The following is a 17696-nucleotide window of genomic DNA, read 5'->3' as shown; positions in this document are numbered from 1 at the left end:
GTGTGGGCATGCCATTGCACATCTTCCCCAGGAAGGGATCGACATGAGCAGGCTTCTCGGTGGACGCAGGGCGGTTCGCGCGGCCGGTGTCGTCGGCACCGCCCTCCTCGCCATGACCGGCGCCGCAGTGGGAACGGCCGTCCCCGCCACGGCCGCCCCCGCCGTGGCGGTGCGCGCCGCGCTCCCGGACGACGGTGGAATCAACCCGGGCGACATCCTCACGGCCCACAACTTCATCATGCAACTCGACGGCCAATCAGTCGAGTTCATCTCGGAGGTCAGCAGTCTCGACCCCGCCAACCATGCGGTGACCCTGTCCCGCGGCTCGTTCCACAGCCCCATCGTCCAGCGCTGGATCGACGACGCGATCGCCGGGCGCGAGGGCCGCCTCAAGACCATGACCATCGGCATCTGCGACTACGCCGGCAACATCGTCAAGCGGTACAACTTCGGTGGCGCGTTCGTGGAGAAGATCGTGCTCGACAACGTGACGCACGAACCGAGCGTGCTCACCGTCAGGTACTTCACGATCGCCGTCAGCTGACAGCCTCCCTTGCGGGCCTGAACACCCACCGCCGCACGTTCCGCCCCTGACGCTCCTGACGCTCCTGACGCTCCTGACGCCCCTGACGCCCCTGACGCGCCTGACGCGCCTGACGCCTCCGTGCGGAATCGTGGGAGCCGCGGCCGGGACGAGCGGTGACCGCGCAGTACCATCCCAGGTCAGGACGGTGTGTGAGGCATCCGGAAGGGAAGGGCGGGCGCATGGCGGGCGGCGCGTGGTCGGAGCTCCTGACGCACTCCGGGCAGTTGACCGCGCTGTACACCGAACTGCCGCCCCTGGAGGGCCTGGTCCTCCGTTCGGTGCAGCTCGACCCGCGCGGGGCCGGCGTCACCTTGCGGGTCGAGTTCCCCCGCTTTCCCGATCTCGCCCCGCAGGCCTGGACGGACGCGGGGTGCGACCGGTTCGAGGCGCAGGTCGAGTTCATGGGCGTCGAGGAGGACCTGCGGATGCGGGGCGTTCCCGACGGCACCGTGGTCGACATCGGGTTGAGCCCGTTCCTGCGGGAGTGGGAGCGGCGGATCGCGGTCGGGGTGAGCGGTCGCGGGTTCTCGCTGGACTTCACGGCGCACGCCGCGCTCAAGGTGGGACACCTCAACGTCTACTGTTCCCGCGACGCCGGACCGTACGCGGCCGAGCGGTGGTTCGTGAGCCCGCTCGACCGGCGCCTGTACGGCAGCGCGCTGCCGCCCACGACCGCGAAGATGTTCTATGAGTGACCGCGACCGGCAGGGTGACCGCGACTGGTCCGCGGAGGTGGTGAACCCCGGGACGGTCCGCGAGGTGCTGGGCGCACCGCCGCCCCCGCTGAGCGACTACGACCTGGACTCCGTCCTCGTCGACGAACGCGAAGCGTCCGTCACCTTGAGGTTCTCCGCCTTCGTCGTCCCGGCGGGGCCCGCGGAGCTGTGGCGGGAGCGCGGCCACAATGCGGTCGAGTTCGTGCTGGTCTGCACCGGCGTGACGGACTTCGCGGTGGACGCGTGGTCGGGCTGGCCCACGACCCGCGCCACGCTCACGGGCAGGAGAGTCGTGCTCTCCGGGCGGGGCAAACACGTCTCCTTCGCGGCGGCCGGGATCCGTGCCGAGCCGCCCGTCGGATGGCTCCGGAGCCGGTTCGAGTGAGATGCGGCGAGGGCGGAGGGGACGCCCGATAGGCCGCTCCGCCGAAATGAGCAACCTTTGGTTGCGCCAAAGAGGTCCGGGGGCGCGCCGGGACCCCGCCCGAGGCCGGCGCGGATATTCGACTGCCCGCTGTCGTACTCCCGTTCTAAGGTGCTCCCGACACGACCTGGGAGAACCCGTTGAGCCAAACCTTTCGCGTCGACCTGCGCGGGATCGTCGACCTTCTGAGCCATCACCTCTACACCAGCCCGCAGGTCTACGCCCGCGAGCTGCTGCAGAACGCCGTGGACGCCATCACGGCGCGCCGGACCGGCGACACGCACGCGGACGCCACGCATGCGCACACCACGCACGCGGGCGATACGGCCGACGCCGCCCCGCGGATCGTGATCGCCTCCAGTGACACGACCGGCGACGGCTCCCTGACCATCAGCGACAACGGCATCGGCCTTAGCGAGGCACAGGTGCACGAGCTGCTGGCGACGATCGGCCGCAGCTCGAAGCGGGACGACCTGGGCTTCGCCCGGCACGAGTTCATGGGCCAGTTCGGCATCGGGCTGCTGTCCTGCTTCATGGTGTCCGACGCGATCGAGGTCACCACCCGCAGGGCCGGCGAGCCCACCGTGCTGTGGCACGGCTTCTCGGACGGCGCCTACGCGGTGGAACTCGCGCCCGCCGACCGGCAGCGCGAGGAGACCGGAACCACCGTCACCCTGCGCCCTCGGCCCGGGTGCGAGCACCTGCTGACCCGCCGCGCCGTGACCGGCCTGGTCGAGCACTACGGCGCCCGGCTGCCGTACCCGATCACGGTGGACGGCGAGCCGGCCACCGGCGGCCCCGCCCCCTGGGACCGCCCCGAGGACGAGACCGAGGCCGCCCGACGCGCCCGTCTGGAGGCGTACTGCGAGGAGGTCTTCGGCTTCGCGCCCTTCGACGTGATCGACGTGGCCACCGCCGAGGCGGGCCTGCGCGGCGTCGCCTTCGTCCTGCCGATGCCCGCCAACCCCGCCGTCCCGGCCGCGCACCGGGTCTACCTCAAGCAGATGCTGCTCTCCGAAGGAGCCGAACGCCTGCTGCCCGAGTGGGCCTTCTTCGTGCGCTGCGTCGTCGACACCACCGAGCTGCGGCCCACCGCCAGCCGCGAGGCGCTCTACGAGGACTCCCTCCTGGAGGCGACCCGCGACACCCTCGGCGACCGACTGCGCGGCTGGCTCGTACGGTTGAGCCGGCAGGAGCCGGCCCGGCTGCGCGCCTTCCTGCGCGTCCACCACCTGGGCGTCAAGGCCCTCGCCCTGCACGACGACGACATGCTGCGCCTGGTCGCCGAGTTCTGGCCGATGGAGACCAACGTCGGCCCGCTGACCCTCGCCGAGTTCGGCGAGCGCTACGGCCTGCTGCGCTTCACCCCGCTGCTGGACGAGTTCCGCCAGCTCGCCCCGGTGGCCGCCGCGCAGGGCCTGGCCGTCCTCAACGCCGGCTACGTCTACGACGCGGAGATCATCGACCGGCTCGCCTCGGCAGACCGCACCCTGGAGGTCGAGCAGCTGCGCGCCGCCGACCTCACCACCCACCTGCAGCGCCTGGACGCGGCCGACGAGCAGGCGATCGCCCCGTTCCTGGCCGTCGCCGACCGGGTGCTCGACCGGCTCGGCTGCGACCTGCTGGTCCGCTCCTTCGAACCGTCCGGGCTGCCCGCGCTCTACCTCCTGGACGAGGACACGGCCTTCCAACTGGACGTCCGGGGCACCCGGGAGCAGGTCGACGACACCTGGTCGGCGATCCTCGGCAGCTTCCAGTCCGCCACCGCGCCCCGGCCCCGACTGGTGCTCAACCACCGCAACCCGCTCGCCCGTCAGGTCCTCGCGCTGGCCGATCCGGAGCTCCAGGCGATGTGTCTGGAGGGGCTCTACGCCCAGGCGCTGCTGCTCGGCCACCACCCGCTGCGCCCGGCCGACACCGCGGCCCTCAACCAGTCCTTCCTCGGCCTGATCGGCCGCGCCGTCGCGGGAGGCGCACGATGAGCCGCACCGAGCAGGAACTCCGGCAGCTCTTCGCCGGCACCCATGGGATGCCCACCGGTGCGGCGAAGTTCGCCGCCCTGGAGGAGGTGATCCGGCACGCCGACGCGCTCGGACTGGTCGAGTTCGCCTTCGACGTCAGGATGTCGGCGACGCGGACGTACCAGCACAGCTGGGCGCCGGCGAAGTCCTTCCTCACCTTCTCCTGGTGCCTCGCGGCCTACGACCGGGAGCCCGAGCGCTTCGCCCCCGGGCACGAGCGCAGCCTGCTGTGGCACTTCAAGTGGATGGTCTACAACGTCCACCAGTTCCCGGAGATCCCGTTGCAGCGGGCGAGGGACCTGGTGGACGACATGGAGCGGCGCTACCGCCGCGGCGGGCACAGCATGCACGCCGTCCTCCAGCACCGCGGTCTGGTCGCGGAGAGCATCGGCGAACTCGACGAGGCGCAGGACTTCTACGAGCGGATGGCGCTCACCCGCCGGGACGGCCTCTCCGACTGCTCGGGCTGCGTGCCCAGCAGCCAGGTGCGGACGCTGGTGGCGCTCGGCCGGGACGACGAGGCGATCCGGGTCGGGGAGCCGGCCGTCCGCTCCGGTTGCACCGAGCAGCCGCAGTGGATCAACTCCGAGTTGCTGCTGCCCCTCGTGCGCACCGGCCAGGGTGCGCGCGCCGTCGAGGCGCACCGTACCGCCTACCGCCGGATCCGCGACAACCCGCACCACCTGGGGGAGTTGGCGCTGAACCTGCTGTTCTGCGTGCGCAGCGGGAACGTCGGCCGCGGGCTCGACCTGATCGAGCGCCACCTGTCCTGGCTCGACCGGGCCCGTACACCGCTGACGGAGATGGAGTTCGCGGCAGCGGCCGTCGCCGTCCTGTCGCGGGCCCGGGAGCAGGAGGCCGGGACGGTCCTGCGCTTCCCCACCGTGGAGGGCAGGCGCCGCCCGGACGCGCGGGTGGCCGACCTCGCCGTGGAGCTGCGCGAGCGCGCCCTGGCCGTCGCCGAACGGTTCGACGCGCGCAACGGCAACACCTTCCAGAGCTCGCGGATGGAGGAGTGGATGGCCGCCGGCCCGATCGGCGAGCCCACGCCGCTGTCGGTCTTCGAGCGGGACCTGCGCTCGCGCAGCGGCGAACGCATCCACCGCCTGGCCGAGCAGGTCGCGGCCCGGACCGCGGCGGGCGATCTGACCTCCGCCGCCCGGGCCAGGGCCGCCGTCGCGGAGGCGCTGTTGGCCGAGGAGCGGCACGCCGAAGCGGTGGAGGCGGCCGAGGAGGCCGTCCGCGAACTCGACCGGCTCGACCTGACGGCGGACCTCGCCGCGTGCCGGTGGCTGCTGGCCCGCGCCTACCGGGCGGACGGTCAGGGGGAGGAGGCCGGCCGGGTGCTGGGCGAACTCCTGGACTCGGGGGAGTGGGGGCGGCCCGCCGAGGGCCCGCTGGTGCAGTCGACCGAGGGCCCGGCGTCGTTGCCGCCGCGCCCGGAGCTCGAATCCACCCTCGGCGACTGGCTCGGCTACGGGCCCGCGGCCGCCGCTCGGTTCCTCGCCGCGGCCCGCGGCTTCGAGGCCGCCGCCCGGCAGGAGGACGCGCTGACCGCGCTCGCGTCGGCCCTGAACCGGCTTCCGTGGGCCGGGCAGGAGGCCGCCGACGGCCTGCTCGCCGAGATCCTCAAGGAGACCGAAGCCGCCCTCGGCCGTGTGCCCGGCGAGGGCCCGGCCGACTCCGCGGCTCCTGCCACCGCGACCGTCGGCCTGCTGTTCGCCTACGCCCGCCGACTGCGCGTCACCGGCCGCCCGGCGGAGGCGGCCGACCGGCTGCGCACGGCATGCGCCCTGCTCGACGCGCTCGCGGCGCCGGGCGTCGGCTCGGATGCAGCCGTCGACACCGAAAACGACGCGGACACGGGCACGGGCACGGACGGGGACGCCTACACGGGCACGGACGCGGGGATCCGGCGGGGCGCCGTGCTCACCGAACTCGGCGCCGTCCACCTGGACCTCGGTGACCCGGTCGCGGCCGAGGAGGCCGCCCGCGCCGCCCTCGCCCTGCTGGACGATCCCGACGACGCCTGGGAGGAGCTGTTCGTCATCGCCAAGGCCCTGCGAGCCCGCGGCGCCGGCGACGAACTCGCCGCCTTCCTGGCCGACCACGACCTGACGGAGGAGGACCTCGACGACTGACGCACCGACCGGGCGGCGCCCCACCCGGCCGCCCGGTCGGCCGCCACAACCGCCGCCCGCCATCTGCCGAAACCCCGCCCGCCCCCCCCGGCGCGCCCACGGCCTGAGGCCGCATCGGATGCGCGGCGGTCAGACATGTCCGGTTACGCACGATCATCAGCTGTGACATCAGTCACACTCGCCACATTGAGTGTCCATCAGTTTTTCTTTGCAAAACCCATACCTGCAGGCCACATTCACAACGCGAGGTCCCGGGCGGGCCCCGGCGCCGTCCGAAACGATCTGGCTACCAACCGAGGATTGGCCCTAGCCTGCCCGCCATGTCCCAGAACACGAACACTCCCGGCTTCCCCGGGCAGCCGGGCGCTCCGGCCGGCGACTCCGCCCGGATCCAGCGTCAGGTGCAGCAGCAGGCCGGCGTCGGACCGGTCCACGGTGGCGGCGGCACCCTCTTCTCCGAGCCGGTCCTGGTGGTGAACCAGAAGGCCAAGCTGATCGAGCTGACCAACGAGTACGCGGTCCTCGACCAGAACGGCGGCACGCTGGGCTCGGTGGTCCAGGTCGGTCAGAGCGGTCTGCGCAAGCTGATACGGCTGCTCACCTCCCTCGACCAGTACCTGACCCACAAGCTGGAGATCCGTGACGCGCAGGGCACCCCGGTGCTGCTGCTCACCCGCCCGGCGAAGCTCATCAAGTCGCGGGTGATCGTGCAGCGTCCGGACGGCCAGGAGGTCGGCCAGATCATCCAGCAGAACGTCATCGGGAAGATCAACTTCGCGCTGGAGGTCGGCGGCCGGAAGGTCGGCGCCATCAAGGCGGAGAACTGGCGGGCCTGGAACTTCTCCATCGTCGACGAGACGGACACCGAGATCGCCCGGATCACCAAGACGTGGGAGGGCCTGGCGAAGACGATGTTCACCACGGCCGACAACTACGTGCTCCAGATCCACCGCCCGCTCGCCGACCCGCTGCTCAGCCTCGTCGTGGCGACCGCGCTGACCGTCGACACCGCGTTGAAGCAGGACGCCCGCGGCCTCGGCTAGCCGCAACCCGCACGGCTGCACCGCGTACGGCTGCAGCCCGCACGTCGTCCGGAACCCCACCCCCCGACCAGGCCGTTTCCCGGGGGTGGGGCCCTCCGGCCTCGCCCGAGCTCCCCTCACCCCCCACGCCAGGAAAGCAGTTCATGCTCTACGTGCTCCTCGCCGTGCTCGCGCTCGTCGCGGGCAAGGTCGTCACCTCGCGGATCTCCCGGGCCCGGCGGACCCGCCGGGAGGCCGAGCTGCGGCGCAGCCTCGTCCCCCGCGACCAGCTGGTGCTGTACGGCGATCAGCCGTCCGCCGAGTTGGCGGCCGTGCTCGACGCGGCCGGGGCCGGTGACTGGCGCCCGGTGGCCGCGTACCTGGCCGAGGCCGACGGTGACGGCGACGCGTACCGGCGCTGGATGCGGATGGCGCCGCTGAGCGCGGCGGCGGCGAAGGAGGACCACTGGCTGCGGGCGTGGCGCGAGGAGGAGCCGCGCAACGCGACGGCCGTCCTGGTGCAGACCGACGCGCTGGTGCAGCTCGCCTGGGAGATCCGCTCCGACCTGTACGCCTCCGAGGTGTCGCAGGAGCAGGCGCGCGGGTTCCACCGGGTCCTGCGCGAGGCCGAGCAGGTCGCGCTGGAGGCCGTCGAGCTGGCGCCGGCCGGGGACCCCAACCCCTGGGTGGCGCAGATCGCCGTCGCCATGGGGCTGGGCTGGTCGCACGAGGACTTCCGCGCGCTCTGGGCCGAGGTGGTGGCCCGTGACCCGCACCACCTGCGGGCGCACGAGGGAGCGCTGCAGTACTGGTGCGCCAAGTGGCACGGCAGCGACGAGCTGATGCACGCCTTCGTCGACACCGCGCTCGCCGACGCACCGGCCGGCAGCCTGCTCACCGTGCTGAAGGTGCGGGCGTGCTTCGAACAGATCACCCGCGACAAGACGGGGGCGGCCGCCTACCGGACCCCGGAGTTCACCGCGGCCGTGGACGCCCTGCTGGCCGACCTGGCGCAGGCCGACCCGGCGCACCCGCAGCTCCAGTCCGCCCGCGGCTGGGCAGCCTGGTCGCTGACCATGAACCTCCGGGTGGCGCAGGCGCTGGAGCTGTTCCGGCTGATGGGCCCCGAGGTGGCCGGCCCCTGGCGCTCCTACGACGATCCGCAGCAGGCCTTCGACCGGATGCGCGAGATCACCATCCAGGCGATCGCCCGGGCGAAGCCCTGACGCGACCACGCGGTCACCCGGCCGGCCCGGGGCCGGCGAGCGGGGTTCCGGCGAGGTGCTCGAAGAACTCGTCGAGCAGGCGGAAGAGTTCACGCACGGCGTGCTGGTCCTCCTCCTCCGACCACGGCTCCGCCGGGCGGCCGTCGGGAAAGGCCACGTCCACGACCAGGGCCGGGTAGACCACGTTCCACCCCGATCCCAGCCGGCCGGCGAGCCAGTCCCGGAACCCGTCCAACAGGACTCCTCCGGCGGCGAAGTCGTAGCCGGTGAGGAACGCGGTCACCGTCCCGAAGGAGACGCGGCCGACGTACATGCCCGGACGCTTCTTGAAACTGTCCCAGAACTCCTGTCGCGAGGACACCGGCTTCGTCCGGCCCCGCCACCAGGCGTCCGGCAGCCGGGAGAGGTCGGTGCCTGCGCCCCAGGTGGAGTACGAGACCGCCTCCGGTCCCACCCCGAGCGCCGCGAGGAGACGGGCCACGCGCTCGGCCGAACCTGTCGGCCCGCCCTTCCTGGTCCAGACGTGCGTTCCGGGCGCATCGCCCTCGTGGTGGGTGACGACGAAGTCCGTTCCGTCCAGCACGAAGAACGCCGCCCGCAGCTGCCCGTGCCCGTCCCACGAGGTTTCGAGGGTCAGCCTGAGCCGCCGGGCCACCGCGTCCAGGTCCACCCAGAGCAAGGCCAGCGCATTCAACGGCCAGGTGGCGTTCTGGAACATCGAGGACTGCCACGCCGGATTGCGTCGGTCCGGCCGGGTCGATGACGCGGGCTCCCAGCCGTCCTCGGCGTCCGGTATGTCGATCAGTTCGGTCACGTCGGACAGTCAACCAGCAGCCGGCCGCCCGTCGCCCGGCGCCGGTCGCTGCGTCGTCGAGCCCGGTCCGGTCCGGTCCGTTCACGGAACCCCGGTCGGAGCGGTTCCTCACGGATCCGCCTGCACCGGGCTGCGTACGGGGTGCTAGAAATCCCTGGTGGACGATCACCCCGAGCCCTCGACCCTGCGCGTCTTCGTGGCGCTGGCTCCGCCCGACGACGCCAAGGACGAGTTGGCCCGCGTCCTGCAGCCCGCGTACGAGAGGTACCCGCGGCTGCGGTGGAACCGGATCGAGGACTGGCACATCACCCTGGCCTTCCTCGGCGAACTCCCGTCCACCGCAGTGCCGTTGCTGCGTTCGGTACTGGCGGGCCGGGCCGCCTCGCACCCTGCCCTGCAGCTGAGCCTGCGCGGGGGCGGCCAGTTCGACGACCGACTGCTGTGGAGCGGCATCGGCGGGGACCTGGAGGGACTGCACCTGCTCGCCGCCGACGTCCGGGAGCTGGTCCGGTCCTGCGGGATCGAGTTCGGCGGGCGACCGCTGCGGCCCCATCTGACGCTCGCACGGGCCCGCCGCGACGATCCCACCAGCGTGCCCGAGGTCGCCGCCGGGCTCACCGACTTCGTGGGCCGACCGTGGCTCAGCGAGCGCCTCCACCTGGTCGGCAGCAACATCGGCCGCGGGCCGGGGCCGATCCACTACCGCGACATCGAGTCGTGGCGGTTCGGCACCGCAGTCCGCCCCGGGGACGACGGCGCCCCCGGCGAGCCGTAGCCCCGGGCGCCCTCGCCGCCCTCGCCGCACTCGGCCGGACCGCCGTCGGACCGCCGTCGGACCGCCCTCGGACCGTCGGCAACGGGAGCGTGTCGGTCCCCTCGTCTAGCATGGCGTGCAGCGCCTTCCTCATATGGGCTTGTTGAAGGGCCCGGGGCCGGGAAGGCACAGGACGGCCGGCACCGACTCCTATCGTGGGCCGGCCGTCCGTCCCCTCTTCCACGACCGCTCCGTTCGGCACTCCGGCCGTCGGTCCCCCGAGTGATCCCCGGCACAGGGGCTCACCTTTCCAGCGGTGGTGATGATCACTAAGGTGTGGAAGCTGTGAGCATGCGTGAATCCGGTGACGATCTGTGGGACGAGTTCGTCAAGGACTTCGAGAAGAACAAGGCCGCGCGGGAGCCGAGCGCCGCCGAACGGGCCCCGCAGCCGGAGCGTCGACGCTCGCGGCGTCGGCTGCTGCTTCCGGTGGCCGCCGTCCTGCTGGCAGCCGCAGGCACCGCGGCGTACCTGCTCCGGCCGTCGGACCCGGCGCCGGCCGCGGCCGCACCCGCGCCTGCGCCCGCCCCGGTGTCGTCCGCGCCCTCGGCACCGTCGGCGACGCCGCCGCCGACCGTCACCCCCTTGGCGGCGGCCTCGGCGGCGGCCGACGCTCCGGCCTCGGCCATCCCGCTGACCGTCTTCCCGGCGCAGGTGCAGGGGTACACGCTGGTCGCGGCCGTGGCGCACCCCACCTGCACCGGCGCGAACACCGTGGCGCCGACCCTCGCCGGGTGGATCACCCAGGGCCACGGCTGTCTCGGCGTCAACCTGGTGCTGTACAGGGACGCCGAGGGCAACCAGTACAACCTGGCGCTGTTCACCATGAAGGACCCGCTCGACAGCCTGCACCTGGTCACCCAGCTGGGCGCCCACCCCGAGGCCCGCGAAGTCGGCGTCCACATCCCGCCCAAGGACTCGGGCCTGCCCCGGCTGCCGGCCGACAGCGGCTTCGTGCAGGACTTCGCGTCCTACGGGCACGGCTTGCTCGTCGGCTCGGCCCAGTGGTCCGACGGCCGGACCGCGGACTTCGACAAACTGGTGCAGCAGCTCTCGCCGTTGACCGATGCCGTCATCAAGAACGTCCCGGCCTGACGGAGCACCATTGTGAGCACCGTGGGCCACGACGGAAGGGCCTCGCTCCGCCCTGACCGCTCCGCCCTGACCGCTCCGCCCGGACCCTGGGCGGGGACCAATCCCCGCCCAGGGCCAGCGCTATGACCGAACGTCAGCCCATCGGGTTGCCGCTGCGGTACGAACCGGCAGCGATGGGCCATTCGTTGTGGTAGATCTTGAACGGCAGGTCCTTCTCCAGCAGCGGGGTGCCGAAGACGGCGATGCGTGCCATCAAGGCTCCGTTCACGTCGAGCCCGCCGTAGAGGCCGGCCGTGCCCTCGACGACCGGCTTGGCGCCACTGCTGTCGACGGTGACCGAACCGTCCACCGACGCCCGCAGGTACGGTTCGACGCTGGCCTTCACGCCCACCGTGTCGTAGAGGGCGACCGAGCCCTCGGCGACCAGGCCGGCGCGGACGTCGGCACGGCCGGAGAACGTGGCCTTGACCGGGGTGACCTTGGTGCTGACGGGCTCCGTGGTGCTGGTCCAGCCACCCGCCCTGGTGTAGTCGGAGTGGACGGCCCACGCGCCGTCGATGCTCTGGGTGGTGTCGACGGTGACACTGCCGTCGGCGCTGATCGCGGCGTACACCGTGACATTGAGGGTGATCACGACCGGGACCGGGCCGACCATCACGGTGGGGGCGGCGGTGAGTGTGGCGATCGGCATCCTGACCGGGCCGGTGGAGCCGGTGAGGCTCGCCGTGAGGTGCCAGTCCGCGTGCGCGCCGAGGTCGAAGCCGATCCTGGCCTGCTCGGGGCGGAGGATGCCCCGGGAGCCCTGGTAGGAGAACTCGACGCTGGGGTCGAGTTCGATCGAGCCGGTCAGGGCGGCCTTGGCCCCACCGGGCAGCGCGATGCTGTCGCTCGCGTTCAGTTGAAGTGCTGCTGACGCCGAGCCCTGGCCGCCGTCGGCCTTCGGGACGTAGGAGGCCTTGAGGTCCTTGACCCGCGGGGTGATCTGGATCTTGCGCGGGTCGAGGGCGCTCTTGACGTTGGCCCAGGTGTCGCCGAGGAGTTCGGAGATGGTGGCCGGGCGGGTGCTGACCGCCACCTTCCCGGCGCCGACGGACTTGACCTCGGTGATCGCCAGCAGCGCACCCTGCGGCGCGGCGGCCGACGGCGGGCTGTCGATGACCTGGCCGACCCGGACGGCGGCTGTGGCGGCGGCACTGGCGGTCGGGCTCGGGGCGTTCCTGCCGGTGTCGGCGACGGCGAGCACGGCCTTGCCGGTGCCCTTGTCGTACGAGTCGAGCTTGAGGCCGGGCGCACCGTCCGCGCCGGCCGTACCGGCCACGACGGGTGCGCCGGCCGTACCGGCCACGACCGGCGTGCCGGCCGGGGACGGACTCGCGGGCGAAGGGGCGGGCCCGTTCTGTGGCGAGACGCTCGTCGGCGCCGACTTCGGTGCCGACTTCGGTTCCGACTTCGGGACGGGTGTGGCCGGGGCGACCGACGGGCCCGCCGACGCACGGTCGGCGGCCGGGGTCACCAGCGTGACCTTCGGGTCATCGGCGGGTGACGGGGAGAGCGGCGCCGCCGCGTCGGTCGGGGCGAGCAGGGCCGGGGCCGCCGCCGCGGCGGGGTCGGCGGGCGGGGCTGCCGGTGTCGTGTGGTCGCACGCGCTGAGCAGCAGCACGGCGGATGCGGTGAGTACGGGCAGAGTGCGGGTGCGCATGGACAAACGGAGGATCACCTTCGGTGTCAGGCGGACAGGGAGGACCGCCGGCATGCGCGGATCTTGGGCGCATGCCCTGGGCGGCGTCGGCAAGCTCCACCCGGACGCGACAACCCCGGCCGACTGCCGGAGGAGGTGGAGGGGGCCGGGCTGAAGAAGGTCGAGATCCGCCGTCGACCAGGCTTCGGGCCCCCGGGACGGAACCAGTGGATCTTGCCTGGCCAGAACGTACACCAATCGGCATGTACAGCCCAAGTTCGGGAGGTTGACGAGGCGCCAGGGGCGGATCCGCGCACTCCGGGAGCGCTCGCCCCCCGGTTTCGTCCCCCGGTTTCGTCCACCGCGTACGCGCCCCCGCGCACGCGCCCCCGCGCGCAGCTGGGCGGTGTGCAGCGGACTCCCGTCGTCCGCATTGCGCGACCCGTGCCGCCGGGTGTAAATACCCATTACTTTGTAATTCATCGTCAGGAAACCGAAGAGGAGGGGACGTTGACGCTGGACCTGAGACGTCATGGGTCTGTCGAGGAGGACATGGTCTTCTTCGCGATGCCGTACGGGGACAAGGAGTTGCCCAACGGCAACACGGAGAACTTCGACGACCTGTACGAAGGACACTTCGAGGACTGGATCAGGAACTGGGACCTCCGCGCCGAGCGCGCCGACAAGGTCGCCGGGACCACCGAGAGTGCGATGGACGTCGCCTGGTCCGGGATCGACCGGGCCGGGATCGTGGTGGCCGACCTGTCCGTTCCGTCGACGTCCGTGGCCATGGAGCTGGCCTGGGCGCTGTGCCTGCGCAAGCGGTTGGTGGTGATCGCGCACAAGGGTGCCCTGGTCCCCAGCAACGCACTGGGGCAGTTCCGGGTGGTGTGGTACGAGTGGAGCGTGCGGGGCCTGTTCGAGCTGCGCACCAGCCTGCAGTCGGAGATCGAAGCCCTGCGCCGGCAGCGCCGTGAGCCGGAGATGGACCTGCGGCCGTACATGCCGGAGGACCGCCAGCGCGCCAGGGCCAAGGTCGAGGAGGTCGGCGAGGACCACATCAGGGTCCGCGACGTCCGCAACCCGCGACGGATCGCCGAGATGCACAAGCGGGACGTCGGCTACCACGAGACCATTCCGGACCAGATGTCGCAGCGCTACCACGTCGGCCGGGACATCCCCGGCTTCTTCGTGTACCGGGACAACGTGCTGGTCTTCACCCAGCAGGAGGGCGAGGACCCCTGGGACACCTGGGAGCGGACCTACCAGCGCGGTTCCGTGTTCACCGCGCGGGTCCACCTGGTGAACAACGCGGGCGTCTGGGTCGAGTTGCCCGGCGGCGGCCGCTCCCGGCTGCGACAGCACGAAGCGGTCGGGCTGAAGGAGAACGACGAGGTGCCGGTGGTGATCCGGTGGGTCGACCGGGTGCGCCAGCGGATCGAGATCGGTGCCGCGAACCAGCCCGCGACCGCTGCCGTTCCGGGACCGACCCCGTCGCTGGACGACTATCCCAGGCCGGGCGAGCGACAGGGCGCCACCGTCACCGTCGTCAACGAGTCCTTCGTTCTGGTGACGTTGGACGATCACCCCGAGCTGCCGACACTGGCCCTGCTGCACGCGCGGCGGATGTCGCCGTCGCTGCGCGAGGACCTGGAGGCGGGCCGGGTGACGGAGGGGCGTCGGGTCGTGGTCGACGTCGAGGAGGTCGGCCCCTCGCGCACCAAGCCGGGCCGGACCGACATCCGGGTCCGCGAGGTGGAGAGCGAACTGCCGCCGGAGAGCGGGACGGTGGCGGAGGCGTCGGCGTGGTGATCCCCGGCCAGGCGCCGCCCGTCGCCCCGACCCCGCTGGACGCGAGGCTGTGGAACAGCCGCGTCGGCGTGCAGGACTACGCTTCGGCGGGCGAGAAGTACCAGGCGGCCGTCTTGGAGCAGTACAAACTGTACGTGGAGATGGCGGACCGGATCAGTGCCCGCCGGAGCCTGACCAACACCTTCTTCCTGACCGTCAACGCGGCCCTGCTGACTGCGGTCGGCACCGTCCGCGCCGACGTCCTGCACGGGCTGCCGACCTGGGGGCTGGTGGTGGCCGGGCTGGTGGCAGTGGGCCAGTGTGCGGCCTGGATCCTCCTCATCGCCTCCTACCGGCAGCTCAACCGGGCCAAGTACCGGGTCATCGGTGCACTGGAGCAGCGGCTTCCGGCCCGCGCCTACGATGCCGAGTGGGTGGAGCTCGGGGACGGGAAGACGATCCGACAGTACCTCCCGCTCACGCTGGTGGAGCTGTGGATCCCGGTGCTGTTCCTGCTCTTCTACGTCACCGCCGGTGCCGTGGCGGTGAACCTGGCCTGACGGTGGGGCCGGGCGGCGGCGCGCCCGGGCCCGGGTCCGCTACCGTGCTGAAGTGGACACGATCCCGGGTCGGTACCATACGACGCATTCGAACGTGCAATCGTCTGGGCCTGGGAAGAGCGGGAAGATGAACACGCTGACGCGACGCGACCGGCTCCGCCTCCAGATGTCGGAGGACGTCAGGGCCGTTGCCCGGGACATCATTGCGACGCGAGGGGTGGACGCCCTCAGTCTCGCGGAGATCGCGCGACGGGTGAGCGTCACCCCGGCGGCGCTCTACCGGCACTTCGAGAACCTGGCGGACGTCGTCCGGCACGCGGCCCGTGACATCGTCGCCGACCTCGCGCTCGATCTGCAGGCGGCGGTCGACGCGGAGTCCGAGACCGACTTCGCGGCCCGGCTGATCGGCCCCACCCGGGCTTTCCGCCACTGGGCACTGGCCCACCGCCAGGAGTTCAACCTGCTGTTCGGGACGCCGACGGCCGCGGCGGCGGACGCGCAGACGGAGATGAGCAGCGACTGGGTCCGTCGGCTCTCCGATGTCTGGGGCCCGGTGTTCGTGCAGCTCTGGAACGCCCGCCCCTATCCGGTCCTGGCCGACGACGAACTGGAGCCGCTGCTGCGGCAGCAGATGGCGGCGTACCGCGCGGCGACCGGAGTGGACATGCCGCTCGGCGCGCTGGTCGTGATGCTCTCCTGCTGGCGTTCGATCTACGGCCAGGTGGCGCTGGAGGTCTTCGCGCACTTCGCGCCGCTGATCGTCGACCAGGAGCCGATGTTCGAGATGCTGATGCGGGACCTGATGGACCGGATGGGCCTGGGGGCGGACTACCGGCCGCCGTCGTGACGGACGGACGCCCGCGCCCGGGGCCCGGTTCCGCGGGAACGGTCGAGGGCCCGCTCCCGGTCGACCCGATCCGTGCCGAACTGCCTTGCCCCGGTGCTATGTTCAAGCTGTCCGGCTCGCAGTCCGCAGGAACCTCGGGGGCCACCCATGACCGACGCCGGCGCCGACCGCGATGCCGACACCGACCGCGACGCTGCCGACCGCGCCCGCGAGCAGGCCACCCGAGCCCTGCTCGCCGAATACGCCGCCGGAGCCCGCGAGTTCACCGGCCGGACGTTCACCGGGCTGCGCCTCGGCCAGGAGAACCTCAGCGACGCCGTCTTCGTCGACTGCGAGTTCGACGACTGCATCCTCGCCCTGGGTGCCTTCGACCGCTGCGAGTTCCGGGGCTGCCGCCTGCGCCGCATCAACGCCATCCAGGCCTCCTTCATCGAGGCCCGGTTCCTGCACTGCGACCTCGAAGAGGCGGCCTTCCGCACCGCCGACTTCTTCAAGGCCACCTTCCGCGGCGGGAGCTTCGGCGGCAACTACCGCGAGGCCTTCTTCGTCCAGGCCGTCTTCGACGAGGTCACCTTCCTCGGCGCCCGTTTCGACGACGCCCACTTCGGGTTCAACGTCTTCTCCGACGCCAAACTCGTCGCCACCACCCTGGACCCGGTGGTCGTCGACGGGCTCTGCCGGATCGACGAGCGCACCATCTCCACCTCCTTCATCCTCAACAGCCGGGCCCTGGACGTGGCCCGCGAGCAACTTCACGACGACCGGGCGGCCCGGGAGCTGACGCGCGACCTCGCCGGGCTGGAACGGTTCTTCGTCCGGGCCGGGGCCGACCCGGACACCGTGCGCGCCTACCGCGACACCGCCCGCGGCGCCCGCGAGCCGGCCCGCCCCAGCGTCTTCATCAGCTACAGCGCGGCCGACGAGTCCTTCGCCACCGAGCTGCGCGACCAGCTGGAGGCCAACGGTGTGGACACCTGGTTCGCCCCGCACGACATCCGCGGCGGCCGCACGATCCTGGAGCAGGTCACCGAGGAGATCCAGCGGCGCGGTCGGATGATCCTCGTGCTGTCCGAGGCCAGCATGGCCAGCAACTGGGTGGCCACCGAGATCGGCCGGGCCGTACGGGCCGAGCGCGAGAGCGGGACCCGCAAGCTCTTCCCGATCCGCATCGTTCCCCACGAGCGGGTGCTGCGCTGGGAACTCTTCGACGCCGACGCCGGCTACGACGTGGCCCGCACCATCCGCGAGTACTACATCCCGGACTTCTGCGACGACGGCCTCGCCCTCCACCAGTCCGTCAGCCGCCTGGTCCGCGACCTGCGGGAAGGGTGAGGACGCTCCGAGGCTGAGGACGCTCCGCGCCCGCGGGAAACCCGTAGAACTCCACTGACAGGAGATGTCAGTGGAGCGCCCCTAGCCTGCGGCGCATGGACAACAGCACCGGCTTCGGCTTTTTCACCGGCACCTACGACGTCGTCAATCGTTGGCGCAAGGACTTCCTCGACCCTGCCGAGGGCGACGACCGCTGGGAGGAGTTCCCGGGCCTCAGCCGCGCCTCGGCCCACTTCGACGGGCGGGCCAGCTTCGACGAGATCGACTTCCCGACCAAGGGCTTCGCGGGCCTGACCCTGCGGCTCTACGACCCGGCCGCCGACGCGTGGTCCCTGTACTGGGCGAACAAGCGCACCGGCGTCCTCCTCCCGCCCGTCACCGGCCGGTTCGGTCCGGACGGCACCGGCCTCTTCCACGGCGACGACGAGTACGACGGCCGGAAGGTGAAGGTCCGCTTCATCTGGTCCGGGATCACCGCCACCGCCGCCCACTGGGAGCAGGCGTTCTCCGTGGACGACGGCCGGACCTGGATCAGCAACTGGCACATGCACATGACCCGCCGAGAGCACTGACCGGCTCGCACGGCCCCGCCGCCACAGCACACGGCCCCGCCGACGCGCACGGCCCTG

The 17696-nt window shown here is 72.0% G+C and carries 16 protein-coding genes; 14 read left to right on the top strand and 2 right to left on the bottom strand.

All coding sequences use genetic code 11. The features are described from left to right. Positions 1-43 precede the first annotated feature (43 nt). The 7 genes from ACIRST_RS15515 to ACIRST_RS15485 all read left to right on the top strand — a co-directional run bounded on the left by ACIRST_RS15515 (position 44) and on the right by ACIRST_RS15485 (position 8136). Complete coding sequence (locus tag ACIRST_RS15515) at positions 44-544, top strand: hypothetical protein (RefSeq protein ID WP_402802738.1); 501 nt, start codon at positions 44-46, stop codon at positions 542-544. Positions 545-765: 221 nt separating this feature from the next. Continuing rightward, a complete protein-coding gene (locus ACIRST_RS15510; protein WP_402802737.1) occupies positions 766-1281 on the top strand; it encodes an Imm50 family immunity protein in 516 nt (171 codons plus the stop codon). Next, positions 1274-1687 (top strand): Imm50 family immunity protein, encoded by a 414-nt coding sequence (locus ACIRST_RS15505; protein WP_402802736.1) that lies wholly within the window; start codon positions 1274-1276, stop codon positions 1685-1687. Before ACIRST_RS15510 ends, ACIRST_RS15505 begins: the two co-directional genes overlap by 8 nt. Before the next feature lie 179 nt (positions 1688-1866). Next, the gene (locus ACIRST_RS15500; RefSeq protein WP_402802734.1) at positions 1867-3708 is read left to right on the top strand and encodes an HSP90 family protein; all 1842 of its coding nucleotides are present in this window, start codon (positions 1867-1869) and stop codon (positions 3706-3708) included. After that, the gene (locus tag ACIRST_RS15495) at positions 3705-5888 is read left to right on the top strand and encodes a hypothetical protein (RefSeq protein WP_402802733.1); all 2184 of its coding nucleotides are present in this window, start codon (positions 3705-3707) and stop codon (positions 5886-5888) included. The genes ACIRST_RS15500 and ACIRST_RS15495 overlap by 4 nt, the downstream gene beginning before the upstream one ends. Positions 5889-6187: 299 nt before the next feature. Further along, positions 6188-6931, top strand: a complete 744-nt coding sequence (locus ACIRST_RS15490) for an LURP-one-related/scramblase family protein (RefSeq protein WP_396545756.1) — start codon at positions 6188-6190, stop codon at positions 6929-6931. A gap of 143 nt (positions 6932-7074) precedes the next feature. Further along, positions 7075-8136 (top strand): hypothetical protein, encoded by a 1062-nt coding sequence (locus ACIRST_RS15485; RefSeq protein ID WP_402802732.1) that lies wholly within the window; start codon positions 7075-7077, stop codon positions 8134-8136. A 13-nt stretch (positions 8137-8149) separates the two neighbouring features. Here the strand turns inward: ACIRST_RS15485 and ACIRST_RS15480 are convergent, their stop codons facing one another. Beyond that, a complete protein-coding gene (locus tag ACIRST_RS15480) occupies positions 8150-8950 on the bottom strand; it encodes a hypothetical protein (RefSeq protein WP_402802731.1) in 801 nt (266 codons plus the stop codon). A gap of 157 nt (positions 8951-9107) precedes the next feature. On the opposite strand from ACIRST_RS15480, the gene thpR reads away from it, so the two are divergent. Both thpR and ACIRST_RS15470 read left to right on the top strand, forming a co-directional pair. Then, complete coding sequence (thpR, locus tag ACIRST_RS15475) at positions 9108-9725, top strand: RNA 2',3'-cyclic phosphodiesterase (protein ID WP_402802729.1); 618 nt, start codon at positions 9108-9110, stop codon at positions 9723-9725. A gap of 324 nt (positions 9726-10049) precedes the next feature. Further along, on the top strand, positions 10050-10859 hold the full coding sequence (locus ACIRST_RS15470) for a hypothetical protein (protein WP_402802728.1): 810 nt from the start codon (positions 10050-10052) through the stop codon (positions 10857-10859). A gap of 133 nt (positions 10860-10992) precedes the next feature. Here ACIRST_RS15470 and ACIRST_RS15465 read toward each other — a convergent pair whose 3' ends face one another. Beyond that, positions 10993-12558 (bottom strand): hypothetical protein, encoded by a 1566-nt coding sequence (locus ACIRST_RS15465; RefSeq protein WP_402802727.1) that lies wholly within the window; start codon positions 12556-12558, stop codon positions 10993-10995. 489 nt (positions 12559-13047) lie between these two features. Here ACIRST_RS15465 and ACIRST_RS15460 point away from each other — a divergent pair, with 489 nt between their 5' ends. The 5 genes from ACIRST_RS15460 (at position 13048) to ACIRST_RS15440 (ending at position 17639) form a co-directional block, all read left to right on the top strand. Then, a complete protein-coding gene (locus ACIRST_RS15460; RefSeq protein WP_402802726.1) occupies positions 13048-14349 on the top strand; it encodes a hypothetical protein in 1302 nt (433 codons plus the stop codon). After that, positions 14343-14888: a hypothetical protein gene (locus tag ACIRST_RS15455; protein ID WP_350520577.1), complete on the top strand. Its 546-nt coding sequence runs from the start codon at positions 14343-14345 to the stop codon at positions 14886-14888. The genes ACIRST_RS15460 and ACIRST_RS15455 overlap by 7 nt, the downstream gene beginning before the upstream one ends. 127 nt (positions 14889-15015) lie before the next feature. Continuing rightward, on the top strand, positions 15016-15735 hold the full coding sequence (locus tag ACIRST_RS15450) for a TetR/AcrR family transcriptional regulator (protein WP_402802724.1): 720 nt from the start codon (positions 15016-15018) through the stop codon (positions 15733-15735). A gap of 147 nt (positions 15736-15882) precedes the next feature. After that, a complete protein-coding gene (locus tag ACIRST_RS15445) occupies positions 15883-17067 on the top strand; it encodes a toll/interleukin-1 receptor domain-containing protein (RefSeq protein ID WP_402802722.1) in 1185 nt (394 codons plus the stop codon). A 95-nt stretch (positions 17068-17162) separates the two neighbouring features. After that, complete coding sequence (locus ACIRST_RS15440; protein ID WP_402802720.1) at positions 17163-17639, top strand: hypothetical protein; 477 nt, start codon at positions 17163-17165, stop codon at positions 17637-17639. Positions 17640-17696 lie beyond the last annotated feature (57 nt).

Origin of the sequence: Kitasatospora sp. NPDC101447, assembly GCF_044767225.1 — a bacterium.
Lineage (GTDB): Bacteria > Actinomycetota > Actinomycetes > Streptomycetales > Streptomycetaceae > Kitasatospora.
Note: the sequence above shows the minus strand (reverse complement) of the source record. Positions and strands in the feature narration are given on the sequence as shown.

What these genes read in the sequence shown, in the direction of transcription:
- ACIRST_RS15515 (WP_402802738.1), top strand. Translation starts at nt 44, where the DNA reads ATGAGCAGGCTTCTCGGTGGACGCAGGGCGGTTCGCGCGGCCGGTGTC.
- ACIRST_RS15510 (WP_402802737.1), top strand. Translation starts at nt 766, where the DNA reads ATGGCGGGCGGCGCGTGGTCGGAGCTCCTGACGCACTCCGGGCAGTTG.
- ACIRST_RS15505 (WP_402802736.1), top strand. Translation starts at nt 1,274, where the DNA reads ATGAGTGACCGCGACCGGCAGGGTGACCGCGACTGGTCCGCGGAGGTG.
- ACIRST_RS15495 (WP_402802733.1), top strand. Translation starts at nt 3,705, where the DNA reads ATGAGCCGCACCGAGCAGGAACTCCGGCAGCTCTTCGCCGGCACCCAT.
- ACIRST_RS15485 (WP_402802732.1), top strand. Translation starts at nt 7,075, where the DNA reads ATGCTCTACGTGCTCCTCGCCGTGCTCGCGCTCGTCGCGGGCAAGGTC.
- ACIRST_RS15465 (WP_402802727.1), bottom strand. Translation starts at nt 12,558, where the DNA reads ATGCGCACCCGCACTCTGCCCGTACTCACCGCATCCGCCGTGCTGCTG.
- ACIRST_RS15450 (WP_402802724.1), top strand. Translation starts at nt 15,016, where the DNA reads ATGAACACGCTGACGCGACGCGACCGGCTCCGCCTCCAGATGTCGGAG.
- ACIRST_RS15445 (WP_402802722.1), top strand. Translation starts at nt 15,883, where the DNA reads ATGACCGACGCCGGCGCCGACCGCGATGCCGACACCGACCGCGACGCT.
- ACIRST_RS15440 (WP_402802720.1), top strand. Translation starts at nt 17,163, where the DNA reads ATGGACAACAGCACCGGCTTCGGCTTTTTCACCGGCACCTACGACGTC.